This window comes from Stenotrophomonas sp. STEN063, assembly GCF_056854515.1.
In genome coordinates this window covers 24,435-41,509 of the sequence record NZ_JBXFWF010000041.1, presented here as the reverse complement: position 1 = coordinate 41,509, position 17,075 = coordinate 24,435, and the positions used below count along the sequence as shown (strand labels likewise).

At 63.2% G+C, this 17,075-nt stretch carries 15 protein-coding genes; 6 read left to right on the top strand and 9 right to left on the bottom strand.

The features are described from left to right. Positions 1-187: 187 nt before the first annotated feature. The 5 genes from AC1VWL_RS12120 to AC1VWL_RS12100 all read right to left on the bottom strand — a co-directional run bounded on the left by AC1VWL_RS12120 (position 188) and on the right by AC1VWL_RS12100 (position 4,551). Entirely contained in the window at positions 188-1,381 is a 1,194-nt protein-coding gene (locus AC1VWL_RS12120; protein WP_296246669.1) for an ABC transporter permease, read from the bottom strand. Continuing rightward, a complete protein-coding gene (locus AC1VWL_RS12115; protein WP_481615327.1) occupies positions 1,378-2,133 on the bottom strand; it encodes an ABC transporter ATP-binding protein in 756 nt (251 codons plus the stop codon). The genes AC1VWL_RS12120 and AC1VWL_RS12115 overlap by 4 nt, the downstream gene beginning before the upstream one ends. Before the next feature lie 29 nt (positions 2,134-2,162). Continuing rightward, positions 2,163-3,692 carry an alpha/beta hydrolase gene (locus AC1VWL_RS12110; RefSeq protein WP_482986855.1) on the bottom strand — a complete coding sequence of 510 codons (1,530 nt, stop codon included), beginning with the start codon at positions 3,690-3,692 and terminating at the stop codon, positions 2,163-2,165. Between the two features lie 67 nt (positions 3,693-3,759). Then, complete coding sequence (locus tag AC1VWL_RS12105) at positions 3,760-3,957, bottom strand: helix-turn-helix transcriptional regulator (protein WP_282272000.1); 198 nt, start codon at positions 3,955-3,957, stop codon at positions 3,760-3,762. Positions 3,958-3,966: 9 nt separating this feature from the next. Beyond that, positions 3,967-4,551 carry a hypothetical protein gene (locus tag AC1VWL_RS12100; protein ID WP_482986854.1) on the bottom strand — a complete coding sequence of 195 codons (585 nt, stop codon included), beginning with the start codon at positions 4,549-4,551 and terminating at the stop codon, positions 3,967-3,969. Positions 4,552-5,116: 565 nt separating this feature from the next. Here AC1VWL_RS12100 and AC1VWL_RS12095 point away from each other — a divergent pair. Further along, the gene (locus AC1VWL_RS12095; protein WP_482986853.1) at positions 5,117-6,484 is read left to right on the top strand and encodes a S41 family peptidase; all 1,368 of its coding nucleotides are present in this window, start codon (positions 5,117-5,119) and stop codon (positions 6,482-6,484) included. Between the two features lie 35 nt (positions 6,485-6,519). Here the strand turns inward: AC1VWL_RS12095 and AC1VWL_RS12090 are convergent, their stop codons facing one another. Then, positions 6,520-7,269: a ferredoxin--NADP reductase gene (locus AC1VWL_RS12090; RefSeq protein ID WP_282272003.1), complete on the bottom strand. Its 750-nt coding sequence runs from the start codon at positions 7,267-7,269 to the stop codon at positions 6,520-6,522. Positions 7,270-7,367: 98 nt separating this feature from the next. On the opposite strand from AC1VWL_RS12090, the gene AC1VWL_RS12085 reads away from it, so the two are divergent. The 3 genes from AC1VWL_RS12085 (at position 7,368) to panE (ending at position 10,269) form a co-directional block, all read left to right on the top strand. Beyond that, positions 7,368-8,321 (top strand): ABC transporter ATP-binding protein, encoded by a 954-nt coding sequence (locus AC1VWL_RS12085; protein ID WP_282272004.1) that lies wholly within the window; start codon positions 7,368-7,370, stop codon positions 8,319-8,321. Beyond that, positions 8,318-9,112, top strand: coding sequence for an ABC transporter permease (locus AC1VWL_RS12080; protein WP_282272006.1), 795 nt, complete (start codon positions 8,318-8,320; stop codon positions 9,110-9,112). The genes AC1VWL_RS12085 and AC1VWL_RS12080 overlap by 4 nt, the downstream gene beginning before the upstream one ends. 218 nt (positions 9,113-9,330) lie before the next feature. After that, on the top strand, positions 9,331-10,269 hold the full coding sequence (gene panE / locus AC1VWL_RS12075; protein ID WP_482986852.1) for a 2-dehydropantoate 2-reductase: 939 nt from the start codon (positions 9,331-9,333) through the stop codon (positions 10,267-10,269). A gap of 22 nt (positions 10,270-10,291) precedes the next feature. Here panE and AC1VWL_RS12070 read toward each other — a convergent pair whose 3' ends face one another. Continuing rightward, positions 10,292-11,086: a TatD family hydrolase gene (locus AC1VWL_RS12070; protein WP_296246652.1), complete on the bottom strand. Its 795-nt coding sequence runs from the start codon at positions 11,084-11,086 to the stop codon at positions 10,292-10,294. A 221-nt stretch (positions 11,087-11,307) separates the two neighbouring features. Between AC1VWL_RS12070 and hrpB the strand changes: the two genes are divergently transcribed. Beyond that, the gene (gene hrpB / locus AC1VWL_RS12065; protein WP_482986851.1) at positions 11,308-13,941 is read left to right on the top strand and encodes an ATP-dependent helicase HrpB; all 2,634 of its coding nucleotides are present in this window, start codon (positions 11,308-11,310) and stop codon (positions 13,939-13,941) included. Between the two features lie 321 nt (positions 13,942-14,262). Next, positions 14,263-14,619: a hypothetical protein gene (locus AC1VWL_RS12060; RefSeq protein ID WP_282268299.1), complete on the top strand. Its 357-nt coding sequence runs from the start codon at positions 14,263-14,265 to the stop codon at positions 14,617-14,619. An 89-nt stretch (positions 14,620-14,708) separates the two neighbouring features. Here the strand turns inward: AC1VWL_RS12060 and AC1VWL_RS12055 are convergent, their stop codons facing one another. Together AC1VWL_RS12055 and AC1VWL_RS12050 are read right to left on the bottom strand one after the other, a co-directional pair. Further along, the gene (locus tag AC1VWL_RS12055) at positions 14,709-15,824 is read right to left on the bottom strand and encodes a CaiB/BaiF CoA transferase family protein (protein ID WP_482986850.1); all 1,116 of its coding nucleotides are present in this window, start codon (positions 15,822-15,824) and stop codon (positions 14,709-14,711) included. A 16-nt stretch (positions 15,825-15,840) separates the two neighbouring features. Beyond that, entirely contained in the window at positions 15,841-17,019 is a 1,179-nt protein-coding gene (locus tag AC1VWL_RS12050; RefSeq protein ID WP_482986849.1) for a CaiB/BaiF CoA transferase family protein, read from the bottom strand. Positions 17,020-17,075: the final 56 nt, after the last annotated feature.

The window sequence follows — 17,075 nt, the reverse complement described above, 5'->3', positions numbered from 1 at the left end:
ATGCTCGGCAGAAGCTTTACCGGTAGAGCCAATGCCGAGCATGGCTCGGCACTACAGGTGGAGCAAAAGCAAAGGCCCGGAGTGATCCGGGCCTTTGTTGTTTTGGTATTGCCGAGCCGTGCTCGGCAGCAGCCTTGCCGGTAGAGCCCCTTGCCGAGCATGGCTCGGCACTACTGGAAAAGCGCTATCAGCCGGAGATTGCCAGGCGCTCCTGGCGATAACGCCATACCGCTACCGCCCACAGCAGCACTGCCAGCAACACCGAGGCACCCAGATATACCGCCCACTGCGTGGCCGATGGCATCTCGCCACGTGTGACCTTCACCAGCATCTGGTTCTGCGACAGGAACGGCACCGCGTACTGCCACAGCTGGGTGTCCTTCAGCGGGTAGGCCATCAGTGCGTAGCCCGGCAGCATCGGCAGCAACATCAGCCAGACCATGTGGCTCTGCGCTTCCTTCATGCTCTTGGAGCTGGCCGACAGGCAGGTCAGCAGGGCGGTGCCGATCAGCACCAGCGGCAGCAGGATCACCAGCAGCTTGCCCATCGCCGCGAAGCTCACGTCCAGCGAGCGCGCCGCGCCACCGCCAATGCTGGCGCTGATCTTGAACGAGACCAGGATCAGCAACATCGACGCCAGGCCCAGCAACACTGCTGCCAGCATCTTGCCGCTGACCAACGCACCGCGTGCTGCCGGCGTCGCCAGCAAGGGCTCCAGCGACTGCCGCTCACGTTCACCGGCGGTGGTGTCCATGGCCAGATGCGAACCGCCGATGAAGGCGAACAGCATCAGCACCAGCGGCAGCACCACCGACAGGAAGATGCCGCGCTTGGCTTCGGCCGTTGCCAGATCGCGGGTGCCGACATTGACCGGTGCGGCCACCATCGGATTGACGCCACGTGCCAGCAAGCGCAAGGCGCCCACCGATTGCCCGTAGGCCGTCAGCACATTGCGTACGCGTGCGATCTGCACATCGCCGGTACGGCGCGTGGTGTCGGCGACGATCTCCACCTTGGCCGGCTTGCCGGCCTGCCAATCGGCGGCGAAGTTCTCGTCGATCACCAAGGCCAGGTCTTCGCGCTGGCTGCGGATCAGTGCTTCATAGTCAGCCGGCGCTTCGGTGGCATTGATGCCGCGGCTGGCCAGGAAGGCGACCAGGTTCGGGGCACGGGCGATGCCCACCACCGGGATGCTCAAGTCCTTTTCCAGCTGCGTTTCGGCACGCAGGTTGGTGAGCTTGTTCATGCCCAGGAACAGCAACGGATACAGCAACGGTGCGGTCAGCAGGGTCAACAGGAAGGTGCGGCGGTCGCGGGCGAAGTCGCGTAGCTCCTTGCGCATCACCGTGAAGATGGCGCGGAAATATCCAGTCTGGCTCATGCGTGCAGGCCCTCCTCGCTGCCGATCAGTTTCACGAACGCGTCTTCCAGGTTGGTCTCATGGGCCTGCTCGCGCAGCTCATCCGGCGTGCCCTGGGCAACCACCCTGCCCTGCGCGACGATCACGATGCGGTCACACAGCGCGGCGACCTCCTGCATGATGTGGCTGGAGAAAATCACGCAGCGGCCTTCCTCACGCAGCTCCTTGAGGAAGCCACGCAGGCCACGGGTGGTCATCACGTCCAGACCGTTGGTCGGCTCGTCGAGGATGACGTTGCGCGGATCATGGATCAGCGCGCGGGCGATTGCGGTCTTGGTACGCTGGCCCTGGCTGAAACCTTCGGTGGCACGATCGAGGAAATCCTCCATCTGCAGCGCCTTGGCCAGGCGCGCGGTGCGCTCGACGATGGCGGCCGAACTCATGCCATGCAGTTCACCGAAGTAGTCGATGTTCTCGCGGGCGGTGAGGCGCTTGTACACGCCACGTGCATCCGGCAACACACCAAGGCTGCGGCGCACTGCGTTGGGGTCGATGGCGGCGTCGACGCCATCGACCAGCACGCGGCCGCTTTCCGGCGTCATCAAGGTGTACAGCATGCGCAGCGTGGTGGTCTTGCCGGCGCCATTGGGGCCGAGCAGACCGGTGATCTGGCCATCATGGGCGGTGAAGCCCACGTCATCTACGGCAATCACCGGCGTCTTGTCCTTGCCCCTGCCGGGGAAGGTCTTGCGAAGTCGTTCTGCAACGATCATGTAAGCGGTTCCTCAGTGATGCGGTGATGTCACGGTTCCCAGCCATTGAAGCTGGTGAACGGCGGCACGTAGTTGAGTTTTTCCAGGCAGGCACCGTCGAGCGCCTTCGGGTCGGTCTTCTCGATGAACTGCGCGAACAGCTTGGGCATGCAGCCCGCGCCAATGACGTTGTGGCCCTGGCCGCGCAACACGAACAGGCGCGCGTTATCCAGATGCTTGACCACTTCCTCGCCATAGCGCGGCGGCGTGACTGGATCGAACTCGCCTTCCAGCACCAGCGTCGGCACCTTGCCGGCCAGCGGCGTGTGGAAGTCGGCCGGTGCCGTGCCCTTCGGCCAGCTGGCACACATCGCGCCCATGGCTTCGGCCATCTGGTTGCCGAGCACGGTGTCCGCGTCGGCACCGTTGGCGACCATGCCTTCCTTGTCTTCGCTGCACACCACCGACAGCTGCATGCCCATCGCCATGGCATCCTTCATCTCGCCCTGCAGCATCTGCGTGAGCGCCATCAGGTTGTCGTAGCGGCCGCCATTGGCTTCATGGATGAGCTTGGGCAACAGCGCGCCGGCTGCCGGCATGTAGGCGTACATGCGCACCAGACCAGCAACGGTTTCGGCACGCAGCTCGCCTTGCTGCTGTTCGCCGGTGCTGGCGTCGCGGTACTGCACCGTCACCGGCTGCGCGCGCAGCTTGGCCAGCAACGTGTCCAGCTCGGCACGTGGATCACCCAGCTTGTCCTTGCACGAGGCGGTCTTGGTGCATTGGGCGAACTGCAGCACCAGTGCATCATCCAGGTTGCGCGCGAAGATATTGCCCAGCTGCAGGCTGTTCGGCACCACCGAGTCGAGCACGATGCTGCGCGTGGCCTGCGGATGGCGCATGGCGTACTGCTGGGCCACACGGGTGCCATAGCTGACACCGACCAGGTTGATCTGGCTCGCACCGATGGCCTGGCGCACCGCATCCAGATCCGCCACCGCCTCGGTGGTGGTGTAGAAGCGCAGATCCGCCTTCTGCGACAGCTGGGTGGCGCAGTTCTGCGCCGCTGCCTGCATCGACGCTGCGGTGAAATCGGCATCATCCGGCGTGTCACAGGCCAGCAGGTTGGATTTGCCGGTGCCGCGCTGGTCAACCAGGATCACGTTGCGGTGCTTGCGCACTTCGGAGAACGCCGCATCCACCTGCGGGTAGGTGGCGACCGCGGCCTGGCCCGGTCCGCCTGCAAGGAAGAACACCGGATCCGGCTGCAGATCGCTTTCCTTCTCCGGGGCAACCCAGGCGATGTTCAAACTGATCTTGCGCCCTTGCGGGTTTGCCCGATCTTCAGGCACTTCCAGCGTGGTGCACTGTGCTTCCACGCTGTCGCGGCTGCCGGCCGAACTCAGGCTGCAGGGTTGGAAGTTCAAGCTGCCAAGCGTCTGCGGCTTGACGACGCTGGCCGTTGCGGCGGCAGCCCCGGCGGCGTCCGGTGCCGGCGTATCGGTTGACCGCACCAGGCGGTAACCGACGATGCCGGCGATCACGGCCAGGGCGAGGATGGTTTGGGTCTTACGGGACATCATCGGAACAGCCCCTCACAGTTGAAAAGAAAACGGGTCTACCTGCATCCAGACGCGGGTGCGGCAGCTATGTGACATCAGGAAAGAAAATTTCTTCGATCCGGCGTTCGTACAGACGGGCGATGCGGAAGGCCAGCGGCAGGCTGGGATCGTACTTGCCGGTCTCCAACGCATTGATGGTCTGCCGGGATACCTCCAGTTGCTCGGCCAATTCGCCTTGCGACCAGCCCCTGGCCTCGCGCAGCTCGCGCAATCGGTTATCCATCGTCGCGGCTCAGTGGTAACGCCGCGCGACAACACCCTTGGCCAGCCCGTACGACAGGCACACCAAGGGAAACACCCAGATCATCGCCACGTTGGACGGCACATCGATGACCTTGGCCGACTGCAGAAAGCCCCCTGTCAGGTATACCAGCGAAATGAATGCCGTGGCGAAGCTCACCGCCTCCAGCTCGATGCGCTGCTGCAGCTCATCGGCATCGCGGATGTAGCGGATCATCGCCCGCAGCACCAGCATCATCGGCGGCACCGGCAGCAAGGCGATCAAGGCGCGCAGCAGGCCGTCCTCGACCCGCTTGAGCAGCAGGATCGACAGCACCAGCAACACCACATAGCCGGTCATGGCCAGCATCACCTCGCGGGTATAGCGCTTGCGCAGCTTGGCCGGGGCGGCATCGCAGCCATCGGGCATCAGCCGGCGCAGCAGTGCCGCGATTGCCAGGCCCAGGGCAATACCAAACAGGATGCCGGAGAACCGCGGCTGTGCGCCCATCGGCTGCCAGAGCAGCAGCGCGCATGCGACCAAGGTGAATGCAGCGGCGGCGATCAGCATGCCGACCGTCCACAGATTGCGGCTCATCGGCCGGCCCCTTGCCGCAGTGGCTGCGAGCCGGACGGTACAACAGCACACCGGCGGGCAACGGAGTCCGTCGCCGCGAAACAAACAAGAAACCTGCAATGACGCATGGCCAACTCCTGTAAAGCACGCTTGACACATCCTGCGGCCAGCCAGACCCGACTGTCAAGCAAGCTTTACAGATGAGCTGAAGTCGGCGCTCAGCCCAACAAGTCTTGCAATCACCTGTTGGGTGGATCACTCGGCGACTCGTTCAGTGCCCTTGGATAAGCAACCAGCCAGCCATTTCCACATGCTGATGATTCTTGAGGGCCGGAAACCAACTTTGGAAATAGATTCCCCCGCACCTACTGCCTAAAGACAGCACCAGCCGCGCCTACGTCAATTTGAGAGTACTCCTATGTACGAAGACTGGCTCGCTAATGCTGAATCAAAAAGGGAGGTATAAGCGGGGATCGATCAATGCCATGAGATTTTCTTCGGGAAGAAGCATTGGTAATTGACCGGACCTATCTCGATATAAAGCGAATCGCCTCGCACATCGCTTACCTACGGCCACCATACTGCAATGATTTCAAAATACTGCTTAAAGGCCGCAGCGGCCACCATGTTCGCGTTGAGCCCGTTTAGCACTTTGGCAGCTCACGACTCGTCATGCCTCGACGCACGCAACCTGAAGTTACCCGACGTCCCTCTGCGCAATTTTGAAAAGATGCAAGTTGCAGCCGAAATCAAGTACGCAATCGAGGTTTTCTTCGCACACTGGGAGGGAGCACCCAGTCTCGATTTCGAAACGGAATACCAAGATTATCTTTCTTCAATCTCGGAATCGACATCCCGCCGTCACTTCAATCTCGAAACTCTCAAGCTCTTTGCGAAGCTCGGAAATGGCCACACAAAGTTCGTAGACAGCTGGATATGGAAGTCCTCCTTCGAAGGGACGGGCTTGCAAGTCAAGCGTCAACAAGGCCAATGGATTATTTACAATAGCAAGCGACCTGAATTGGTGCCAGGAGAAATCGTGGCGGAGATTGATGGATGCCCCGTTGATCAGCTTTTCTCAATAAACAAAAAGTACATCTCTGGATCAAGCAGCCGCTCGGCTAGTAGCCGTCTTTTCAACACACCCTATCTATTTCCGAAGAAATTCGTTATCGGACTGGATGATGGGCGTCAGGTTGTGATTGACAGGACTCATTCGGGCAACGCTTGGCGCTATTCCAGCGACCCAACAGCACTCCCCCCCGATGTCCACTATCTCCGTATTTCAACGTTCTCCAACCCTGATGCAGAAAATTCCGCGGTTGCTTTTTTTTCAGATCACCGGGATGCCAAGGCGGTAATCATTGATTTGCGCGGCAATAATGGTGGCGTCACGCCTACGAGACTGCTTTCGGCGCTCCTTCTTGAACCTTACAGGGATTGGAACGAGAGCTCAGCCATGTCAGTTGGTTTGCTTCGTTCGTACGGAAGCTTTGCCACTGATCTGGAGAAGGAAGGGAGAGAACAGGATCCCGAGTTTTATGGCTTTGTCGCTGGAATGAGGAATTACTTTTCTCGCCCAACTTTAAAGTCACCGGGAAGGCTGGTCATGCCGGACAATCCGATCTTCCGAGGTGAGTTGGTACTGTTGGTTGATGACGCCTGCGCATCAGCCTGTGAAGATTTCGTCATGCCAATGAAGCAAACCCGTCGCGCGATTGTTGTTGGCGACACGACTTTTGGCTCGTCTGGGCAACCGAATTTCTCAAGATTCGGGAACGGAATGATGTTCTCAGTGGGCGCTAAACGAATGTATTTCCCTGATGGCTCCACCTACGAAGGTGTCGGGATTGAACCGGACTATTTCGCCATCCCAACTGCAGCTGATCTCAAAGAGATGAGCGACGTAGCTCTCAAGAAAGCGCTCGATCTCATATCGGCGCCTCCTCTCTAGTAATTAATGGCGACTGCCACACAGCCGTCATTAATTCACTTGCTACTGACGTACTTTTCGCGGCGGATCTGCGGCATCGGCAGACCGGCTTCCTTCAGCGCTTCCACGCAGGTATCGACCATGTCCGGATTGCCGCACAGGTAGGCGATATCGCGGGCCGGATCCGGCGCGATCTCGGCCAACTGCTGCTGCACATAGCCCTTGCGGACGTCGGCGTGCGGGTTTTCCGGCAGTTCGCGCGACAGGCAGGGCAGGTAGCGGAAGCCCGGATTGGCGGCGGCGAAGGCGTAGAAGTCGTCGCTGTACAGCAGTTCTTCGGGGGTCCGCGCACCCTGCAGCAGCACTACTTCCACGCCACGTTCGAGCATTGCCGTGCGCAGCTGCGGCAACATCGAGCGGTACGGGGTGACGCCGGTGCCGGTGGCGATCAGCAGGTAACGGCCATTGTGGTCGCCCGGCTGCAGGCAGAAGCGACCGAACGGGCCGCTGCCGCTGATATGGTCGCCGGCCTTCAGGCCCTCGAACAATGCCGTGGCAGCGCCGCCAGGCACGAAGCTGACCGCGATATCCACCGCCTCGCCCGGGCCCATCGCGTGGTCGTGGATGGTGGCCAAGGAGTAGCTGCGCTTGGTTGCGGTGCCGTCGGCGTAGTCGAAATGGACCTGAATGAACTGGCCGGGCAGGAAATCCAGCGGCTGGCCGTCGTCACGGACGAACTGGTAGTGACCGACGCTGGGGGCCAGCATGCGGCTGCCGACCAGCTTGAGGGGGAATTGGATTGGCACAGGAGGGGAACAGTGTGTAACCGGGTATGGACCACGGGGCCTCCTATAATAGCCGCCTGCACTTATCCGACGCCTGTACCCGGCGCGAAGGCCACAGATTGGACTCCCGTACCCCTCCCGGCGCAGCCGCCCTGCGCATCACCGACCTGCGCAAGACCTATGACAACGGCGTCCAGGCGCTGAAAGGCGTGTCGCTGGAAGTCGCCCCGGGCGACTTCTTCGCCCTGCTCGGCCCCAACGGCGCCGGCAAGTCGACCCTGATCGGCATCGTTTCTTCACTGGTGAACCTGAGCGAAGGCCAGGTGCAGGTGTTCGGCAGTGACCTGGTGGCCAACCGCAGCGCGACCATGCGCCTGATCGGACTGGTGCCGCAGGAAATCAACTTCAACCTGTTCGAGAAGCCCTTCGACATCCTGGTCAACTACGCCGGCTTCTACGGGATCCCGCGCGCCGAGGCCGAGGCCCGCGCCGAGCAGGAGCTCAAGCGCGCGCATCTGTGGAACAAGGCGCAGATGATGAGCCGCACCCTGTCCGGCGGCATGAAGCGCCGGCTGATGATCGCCCGCGCGATGATGACCCAGCCGCGCCTGCTGATCCTCGACGAGCCCACCGCCGGCGTGGATATCGAGATCCGCCGCGACATGTGGAAGACGCTGCAGGAGATCAACGCCGCCGGCACCACCATCATCCTCACCACGCATTACCTGGAAGAGGCCGAGCAGCTGTGCCGCAACCTGGCCATCATCAACCACGGCCAGATCGTCGAGCAGGGCCCGATGCGCGGCCTGCTGGCCAAGCTCGATGTGGAAGGCTTCCTGTTCGACATCGACGGTGAGCTGCCTGCCCAGCTGCCGCAGATCGAAGGCGCCACCCTGGTCGCCACCGACGCGCATACGCTGGACCTGGACATGCCGCGTGCGATGGATCTGAACCGAGTCTTCGACGCACTGAATGCCGCCGGCATCCGCGTGCGTTCGATGCGTACCAAGAGCAACCGCCTGGAGGAGCTGTTCGTGCGCCTCACCGGCAACCTGGAGAGCACCGCAGCATGAGTACCCCCGTTCCCGTGACCGACAGCAGCCGCAACTGGGTGGCGCTGGGCACCATCGTTCGTCGCGAGGTCAACCGCATCCTGCGCATCTGGGGCCAGACCCTGGTGCCGCCGGCGATCACCATGACCCTGTACTTCCTGATCTTCGGCGGCCTGATCGGCTCCAAGATCGGGCAGATGGGCGGCTACAGCTACATGCAGTTCATCGTGCCGGGCCTGGTGATGATGAGCGTGATCCAGAACAGCTACGGCAACATCAGCTCCTCGTTCTTCGGCGCCAAGTTCGGCCGCCATGTCGAGGAACTGCTGGTCAGCCCGATGCCGAACTGGGTGATCCTGTGGGGCTATGTGGCCGGCGCCGTGCTGCGTGGCCTGATGGTGGGCGTGATCGTGCTGATCATCGCCATGTTCTTCACCCCCGTGCGCATCCCGCACCCGCTGGTGACGCTGACCACGGTGCTGCTGGGCGCGACCATCTTCTCGCTGGCCGGCTTCATCAATGCCGTCTATGCGAAGAAGTTCGATGACGTGGCGATCGTACCGACCTTCATCCTGACCCCGCTGACCTACCTGGGCGGCGTGTTCTACTCGGTGACCTTGTTGCCGGGTTGGGCGCAGGCGATGACGCATGCCAATCCGATCTTCTACATGGTCAATGCGTTCCGTTACGGCCTGCTGGGCAGCAGCGACGTGCCGTTGTGGGTCTCGTATGCGTTGATGCTGGGCTTTGTTGCCGCGCTCACCGCATTGGCGCTGTGGCTGCTGCGCCGGGGCGTAGGCCTGCGCAGCTGAAAGAAGGCGCCGAAAGGCGCCTTTTTTTTTGCTTTGTAGGAGCGGCGTAAGCCGCGAAGCTCGTACAGCATCAAACCAAGATGACTCTGCAATCTGGATATTGCAAACCATGGTTTCTGCGGCTGGAGGCGGCGTCAGCTTCGCGGCTGACGCCGCTCCTACCCCCCCCGAACACCTATGATGTCTTCACTCCCCTTTGTCGATGGATATCCAAGCTGATGCGCATCCTGATTCTCGGTGCCGGTGGTACCGGCGGTTACATTGGTGGTCGGCTGGCGCAGGCCGGCGTTGATGTCACCTTCCTGGTACGCGCCAACCGCGCTGCGCAACTGGATCGCGATGGCCTGGTGATCCGCAGTCCGCTTGGTGACGCCGCATTCCCGGTCGCCCACGTCGCTGCCGATGCCCTGCCGAAACTGGCCAGGGATCAGCCCTTCGATCTGGTCATCCTCAGCTGCAAGGCCTATGACCTGGACAGCTCGATCGAGGCCATCGCACCTGCCGTTGGCGCCAATACCACCGTGTTGCCGATCCTCAACGGCCTGCGTCACTACGCCGCGCTGGATGCGCGCTTCGGCAGTGCAAACGTACTTGGCGGCCTGTGCTTCATCAGCGCAACCAAGGCCGAGGACGGTGCCGTGCTGCACCTGGACAAGCCAGCGAAGATCACCTTCGGCGAGCGCGATGGCGCAACCGACAGCGCACGCGTCGCTGCATTGGCCAAAGCCTGCGAACAGGCCGGCATCGACCATGTCGCCTCAGCCGATATCGCCCAGGAACAATGGATCAAGTACACCTTCCTGACCGCGCTGGCGGCCGGCACCTGCCTGATGCGCGCCGATGTCGGCAGCATCGTTGCCAGCGATCACGGCACCGCCTTCATGCAGGCCCTGTACGCCGAATGCCTGGCGGTCGCCGCGCAGGCCGGGCAGCCGATCCCCGCCAAGGCACAGGAAATCGCACTGGGCGCGATCACCAGACCCGGCTCGCCAATCAAGGCATCGATGCTGCGTGATCTGGAAGCCGGGCAGCGCGTGGAAGCCACACACATCGTCGGCGACATGCTGGGCCGTGCACTTGCCGCCGGGCAATCAGCACCGCTGCTGCAGGCAGCCTACTGCCACCTGCAGGCCTACGAGGCGCAGCGCGCCGCTTGAGGTTTCAGCCTAAAGCCTGCCGTCAGCCCGGCGGCAGGCGGAAGAAGGCACGGGTCGCGGCGGTAGCGTTGGCAGCGGTGACCGCCACATCTTCGCCACGATCGCGTGCCAGTTCTTCGACGATATGCGACAGGAACGCCGGCTCGTTGCGGCGGTCCTTGGGCAGCGGCCGCATCGTGCGCGGCAGCAGGTACGGCGCATCGGTCTCGATCATCAATCGCTCGGCCGGGATGTGCTTGACCAGCTCACGCAGGTGCGCGCCACGGCGCTCATCGCACAGCCAACCGGTGATGCCGATATACCAATCACGGTCCAGGTAATCGAACAGTTCGCGGCGCTCGGCGGTGAAACAATGCACCACCGCCGGGCCGAGCTTGCCGTCGAAGTTCTTCATCATCGCGATGAAGTCGTCGTGCGCGTCACGCTGGTGCAGGAACAGCGGCTTGCCGTTCTCACTGGCGATCTGCAGCTGCCGCTCGAAGGCCTTGCGCTGGGACGGTCGCGGCGAGAAATCGCGGTTGAAATCCAGGCCACACTCACCCACTGCCACCACTTCCGGATGCGTGTGCAACGCACGCATTTCCGCATCGCATTCGTCGGTGTACTCACTGGCGTGGTGCGGATGCACGCCAGCCGTGGCGTAGAGGAAGCCGGGGTGTCGCTGCGCCAGCGCCAAGGCCATCGGCGAATGCTCGCGGCTGGCACCGGTGATCACCATCTGCACCACGCCAGCCGCGCGCGCGCGCTCCAGCACCGCGTCGATGTCGCGATCAAAGGATTCGTGGGTGAGGTTGGCGCCGATGTCGATCAGTTGCATTGAGCTGGGTGTGGTGAGGCGGAAAGGTGAATTGTAGAGGGTTGGCCGCAGGCGAGCCCTGTACAGCATGAACGGCCCCCTGTAGCCCGGGTAAGCGCAGCGCACCCGGGGGCGTTTCGCGCACTCGTCAGATGCCGTGCGCAGAGCCCCGGGTGCGCTGCGCTTCCCCGGGCTACGGGCTTGCGGCGGCGCATCTGGCGCGCGGCTTCTACAATGCTGCAATGGCAATAGCATTCCCCATCACTCCACTGCTCCCCGACATCCTCCAGCAGCTGGCCGCGCACACGCGGCTGGTGCTGGAAGCACCGCCCGGCGCCGGCAAGACCACCCAGGTGCCGTTGGCGCTGCTGGATGCGCCGTGGCTGCACGGCGGCAGGATCATCATGCTGGAACCTCGCCGGGTCGCCGCGCGCAGTGCCGCCACTTTCATGGCCAAACAGCTGGGTGAGGCGGTTGGCGAAACCGTCGGCTACCGCATCCGCTTCGAGAACAAGGTATCCGCGCGTACCCGCATCGAGGTGGTCACCGAAGGCATCCTGACCCGCATGCTGCAGGACGACCCGCTGCTGGAAGGCGTGGGCGCGCTGCTGTTCGACGAATTCCACGAGCGCCATCTGTCGGCCGATCTTGGCCTGGCCTTGGCGCTGGACGTGCAATCGCAGCTGCGCGACGACCTGCGCATCGTGGTGATGTCGGCCACGCTGGATGGTGAGCGGCTGGCGCAGTTCCTGGATGCGCCGCGCCTGTCCAGCGAAGGTCGCAGCTATCCGGTGGAGATAAGTCATTTCCCGGCACGGCGCGACGAGACGTTGGAAGCCCAGGCCCGGCGCGCGGTGGAACAGGCGCTGGCCGAGCATCCTGGCGACGTGCTGGTGTTCCTGCCGGGGCAGCGGGAGATAACCAGGGTGCAGGCTGCTTTGAGCCCCTCCCCCTCCGGGGGAGGGGTTGGGGAGAGGGTAAGTGGCGCAGCCACCCGCACTGCCCAATTGCATGAGGCTTCACCCGCACCCTCATCCGACGCTCGGCCATCCCCGCCTTCGCGGGGACAGGCTCTTCTCCCGGCGGGAGAAGGCTATGACGTCCTCCCCCTCCACGGCGAACTGCCAATCGAACAACAAACCCGCGTGCTGCAGCCCGATCCCGACGGCCGCCGCCGGGTGGTGCTGGCCACCAATGTCGCAGAATCCTCGGTCACCCTGCCCGGCGTACGCGTGGTGATCGATGCCGGCTTGGCACGCGAGCCGCGCTACGACCCCAATAGTGGCTTCTCGCGACTGGATGCGGTGGCCATCTCGCAGGCTTCGGCCGACCAGCGCGCCGGTCGTGCCGGCCGCGTTGCTTCCGGTTGGGCGTGGCGGCTGTGGCCGCAATCACAGCGGCTGGAGCCACAGCGACGTCCGGAGATGGCGCAGGTGGAGCTGGCCGGTCTGGCGCTGGAACTGGCGGCCTGGGGCAGTGACGCGCTGCGCTTCGTCGATCCACCTCCGAGCGGCGCCTTGTCGGCCGCGCGCGAACTGCTGCAGCGCTTGGGCGCCTTGAGCGCCGATAGCACCATCACCGCGCTGGGCAAGCGCATGCTGGCGATGGGCACGCATCCGCGCATGGCGGCGATGCTGCTGTCTGCAGGCAATCCGCGCGAGCAGGCGTTGGCCGCCGATGTTGCCGCACTGCTGGAAGCACGCGATCCACTGCGTCAGGGCGGCGACGCACTGGCCGCGCGTTGGCGCGCCCTTGCCGCATTCCGCAATGGCCGCGCGCCTTACGACGCCAACCGCGGTGGCTTGGCTGCGATTGATGCGGCCGCCAAGCAATGGCGCCGTCGCCTGCGCTGCGATAACGCGCCGCCAACGGATATCGAAGCGCATGAACTCGGCGACCTGCTCGCCCATGCCTTCCCCGACCGCATCGCCACCCAGCACCCGAACGACCAGCAGCGCTACCAGCTGGCCAATGGCCGCAGCGCACGCCAGTTCGACAACAGCGATCTGCGTGGCGAACCGTGGCTGGTGATCAGCGAATTACGCCATGACCCACGTGATGCGCTGATCCTGCGTGCGGCACCGGTGGACGAACAACGCCTGCGCCGCGACTTTCCTGATCGTTTCAAGACGCAGGACGTGGTGCGCTGGAACAGCACCAAGCGTGCATTGGAAGCACGTCGCGAAAGCAGCTTCGAACGCATCGTGCTGGACAGCCGCCCGGCCGGCCAGGTGGACCCGGCACGTGCCGCACGCGCACTTACCGATGCGGTACGCGAATTGGGCCTGGAGGCATTGCCGTGGACCGAGAACCTGCAGCAGCTGCGCTGGCGGGTGCTGGGCCTGCGACGCTGGATGCCGGAGCTCGAACTGCCCGACTTATCCGATGCGGCGCTGTTGGAGACGTTGGACGATTGGCTGTTGCCAGCCTTCAACGGCAAGACGCGCCTGGAAGCCCTTTCCGAGGAAGAGCTCGGCGAAGCGCTGAAGTCCGGCATCGACTGGAGCAAGCGGCAACTGGTGGATCGTCATGCGCCGACGCGTATCAGCGTCCCTTCGGGGATGGAGCGACGCATCGAGTACGCGCTGGATGACGACGGCGTCAGCCCGCGCCCACCGGTGCTGGCGGTGAAGTTGCAGGAGCTGTTTGGCCTGGCCGATACGCCGCGTATTGCCGATGGGCGCGTGCCCTTGCTGTTGCACCTGCTGTCGCCGGGTGGAAAGCCATTGCAGGTGACTGGTGACCTGCGCAATTTCTGGCAGAACACTTATGCCGAAGTTAAGAAAGAAATGAAGGGGCGTTATCCACGGCATCCGTGGCCAGATGATCCCTGGAGTGCTACGGCGACGCATAGGGCGAAGCCTCGGGGGACTTGATTGGGGTTGCTTGGGTTTTGGGGCAAAGGCGGAAGCGAGAGCAAAAGCAACAGCAACAGCACCCCTCCCCAACCCTCCCCTTGCCTGCGGCAAAGGGAGGGGGCGGTTCTTGGCAATCTGTCAGAGCAGCGCAGCCGCTCTGCCCCCTCCCTTGTGCGAAACACAGGGGAGGGTTGGGGAGGGGTAGCCTTTGACCTTCGCAGTGCTCGTTACTCCCGCTTCAGCCTTCCACAACAACGCACAACCCTTCCCGGCTAACATCCCGTACACGGCCCTCTGGTAAGAATGAGGGTCTGGCCCTCATCTACATGGAGTCCCCACATGAGCAAGTTCAGCGATATCACCGGCCCGGCACTGGAGCGTGCACTGGAACTGGTCAACAGTGCCGGTGGCAACATCAAGCACGGTGGTTCCAGCGCAGCCGAATGGCTCAAGACCGGTGCCGCCATTGGTGCGATGAAGACCGGCGGCCGTGCCGTCACCCGCGTCGCCAAGCGCAACCCCACCGCTACCGTCGCCGTTGCGGCGGTTGGCCTGGGCCTGATCGGCTATGCGCTGTACCGCAAGAACAAGCGCGACAACGAGGCCATCGAGGCCAAGTCGCGGCAGATCGCGCAGCGCCGCCGTCATGCGGCCAGCGTGACTGATGAAACCAGCGATATTGGTAGCGATGCCTGAGTTTTTTGGGGTGGTGCTTGAGGCAAGAGCACCCCTCCCCGACCCTCCCCTGCGCTTCGCGCAAGGGAGGGAGGAAAGCTCGCAGCTTGCTAGAGGCCTAGTTCTGCCAGTACGGCTGCGGTGGACTGACCGATGTCATCCAGCTGCGGATTGATACGCCCAGGCTCGTTGGCGAACTTGATCGGTATGCCCAGGTGGGTTCCGCCCTTTGCATCTGTCCAGACCATTTCGCGCGCACGCGTATGCGGATCATTGAAGGCTTCGGTCAGCGTCTTGACCGGTGCCCAGCACACGTCGATGTCGTGCAGGAACAGCGCCCATTCCACCAAGGTTCGCCGGGCGAAGGTTTCGGCCAGGAATTCCTTGACCGGGTCCTGTCCCGTCCCCGGTGGCAGGTGGCACAGATGGATCAGATCAGCGCGGCCTAGCGCGTTCAACAGGTTCTCGGCGAACTTGTGCTCGGCACCGCCGAGTGCGATCCAACGATCGTCGGCACAGCGGTACAGCTTGTACAGCGCATTGCCGCCCCAGCTGCGTTCTTCCTTGACCACCGGGTCGCGGCCAAGTGCAAACGGCGGGCCCAGCACGTTCGGCAACCACGCCATCAAGGCGTCCTGCATCGACAGATCGATGTAGTCGCCCTCACCCGTGCGTTCGCGGCGGAACAAGGCCATCAGGATGCCGTTGAGTGCCATCAGTGAGCCTGCCATGTCGGCCACCGGCATATGCGGCATCGCCGGCGTGCCATCCGGCGCACGGTTCAGGCTGACCACCCCGGTATCGGCCTGCATGGCGAGATCATGTGCGGGCCGGTTGACCTTGGGCCCGGTCTGGCCAAAGGCGCTGATCGAGCAGTAGACCAGCTTCGGGTTGATCGCCTTGCAGCTGGCGTAGTCGATGCCAAGCCGCTGGGCCACACCGGGCCGGAACGCTTCCACCACTACATCGGCCCACTCGACCAACCTGGTGAATGCGGCTTTGCCATCCGCGCTTTTCAGATCCAGCACGATGCAGCGCTTGCCGCGATGGGTATTGCGGAACCAGGTGGAAACACCGGCCTGCTTCAAGCCGATCTCGCGTACCGGCTCACCACTGGGCGGCTCGATTTTGATCACATCGGCACCGTGATCGGCCATCACCATGGTCAGGTGTGGGCCGGGTAGGAACAGCGACAGATCGAGTACGCGTACACCTTCGAGTTTCATTTTCGACTCCGTTGCCTCATGCCCCGAGCAGGCGCGCGCGGTCTGCATCGTTGTAGCCCAGCTCGCGCAGCAATGCATCGGCATCGGCGTTGAGCGACGGGCAGGCATTGCCACTCAGCCGCTGCCCATCGAGCTTGATCGGGTTGCGCAGCAGGCGCTGCGTGCCCTGTGCATGCTCGACGTCCTGCAGCATATCGACATCGCGCACATAGGGATTGTCCAAGGCCTGGGCGATGTCCAGCACCGGCGCGATTGGAATACGGCCAGCGAACTTCTGCGTCCAATGAGCGGTGGGCTGGGTGCTGAGGATTGCGTCGACCAGCACGGTCAGCTCCTCGCGCACCTGGCGACGCTCGGCGAAGCTGGCGAAGCGCGCTTCTGCGGCCCAGGCGGGGCTGCCGATGCCTTCAATGAAGGTTTGCCAGAACTTCTCCAGCATGCACATCACCATCACCCAGCCGTCGGCGGTGCGATAGACCTGGCAGGGTACGGTGGACGGGTGTGCGCTGCGCGACAGGCGCTCGGTGCGATGGCCTTCGTTGAGGTACCAGGTCGCCGGATAGCTGAGCTGGTGCAGGGCCACATCGAACAGGCTGACATCGACATCGCGACCAAGGCCGGTGCGCATCGCGCCGATGATGGCGGCGAGCAGGCCCATCGACATCGTGGTACCGGTCATGAAATCAACCATGGACAGGCCGAAGCGTGCCGGCGGCGCGTCCGGTTCACCGGTCAGTGCCATGAAGCCGGCTTCGGCCTGCATCAGGTAGTCGTAGCCCGGCCATGCGGCGCGCTCATTGTCGCGCCCATAGGCGGACAGGTGGGCGCAGACGATCTTCGGGTTGAGCTTGCTGAGCGTGGCGTAATCCAGGCCGAGCTTGCCGGGTTGGTCACCACGCAGGTTGTTGAGCACTGCGTCGGCGCTGGCGACCAGCTTCTCGAATACCTCGCGGCCCTCGGCGGCCTTCAGGTCCAGTCGCAGCGAGCGCTTGTTGAGATTGAAGGTCTGGAAGAACAGGCTGTCGCCTTCGCCCAGGAAGTACGGGCCGGTGCCGCGCGACACGTCGCCGCCCGGAGGGGATTCGATCTTGATGACCTCGGCGCCGAGATCGGCCAGATGCATCGAGCCATAGGGGCCAGCACCGTACTGTTCGACGGCAAGGATGCGCAGTCCCTGCAGGGGAAGGTCTTTCATGTGTGGCCTCTGGTTTGTAAAAAGCACCGCGGCGGTTGAGGACCGCGGTGAAGGGA

Coding starts and splice junctions, on each gene's coding strand:
- AC1VWL_RS12080 (WP_282272006.1), top strand. CDS start 8,318: ATGAGTACCCCCGTTCCCGTGACCGACAGCAGCCGCAACTGGGTGGCG.
- AC1VWL_RS12060 (WP_282268299.1), top strand. CDS start 14,263: ATGAGCAAGTTCAGCGATATCACCGGCCCGGCACTGGAGCGTGCACTG.
- AC1VWL_RS12100 (WP_482986854.1), bottom strand. CDS start 4,551: ATGAGCCGCAATCTGTGGACGGTCGGCATGCTGATCGCCGCCGCTGCA.
- AC1VWL_RS12050 (WP_482986849.1), bottom strand. CDS start 17,019: ATGAAAGACCTTCCCCTGCAGGGACTGCGCATCCTTGCCGTCGAACAG.
- AC1VWL_RS12055 (WP_482986850.1), bottom strand. CDS start 15,824: ATGAAACTCGAAGGTGTACGCGTACTCGATCTGTCGCTGTTCCTACCC.
- panE (WP_482986852.1), top strand. CDS start 9,331: ATGCGCATCCTGATTCTCGGTGCCGGTGGTACCGGCGGTTACATTGGT.
- AC1VWL_RS12095 (WP_482986853.1), top strand. CDS start 5,117: ATGATTTCAAAATACTGCTTAAAGGCCGCAGCGGCCACCATGTTCGCG.
- AC1VWL_RS12105 (WP_282272000.1), bottom strand. CDS start 3,957: ATGGATAACCGATTGCGCGAGCTGCGCGAGGCCAGGGGCTGGTCGCAA.
- AC1VWL_RS12110 (WP_482986855.1), bottom strand. CDS start 3,692: ATGTCCCGTAAGACCCAAACCATCCTCGCCCTGGCCGTGATCGCCGGC.
- AC1VWL_RS12120 (WP_296246669.1), bottom strand. CDS start 1,381: ATGAGCCAGACTGGATATTTCCGCGCCATCTTCACGGTGATGCGCAAG.
- AC1VWL_RS12070 (WP_296246652.1), bottom strand. CDS start 11,086: ATGCAACTGATCGACATCGGCGCCAACCTCACCCACGAATCCTTTGAT.
- hrpB (WP_482986851.1), top strand. CDS start 11,308: ATGGCAATAGCATTCCCCATCACTCCACTGCTCCCCGACATCCTCCAG.
- AC1VWL_RS12115 (WP_481615327.1), bottom strand. CDS start 2,133: ATGATCGTTGCAGAACGACTTCGCAAGACCTTCCCCGGCAGGGGCAAG.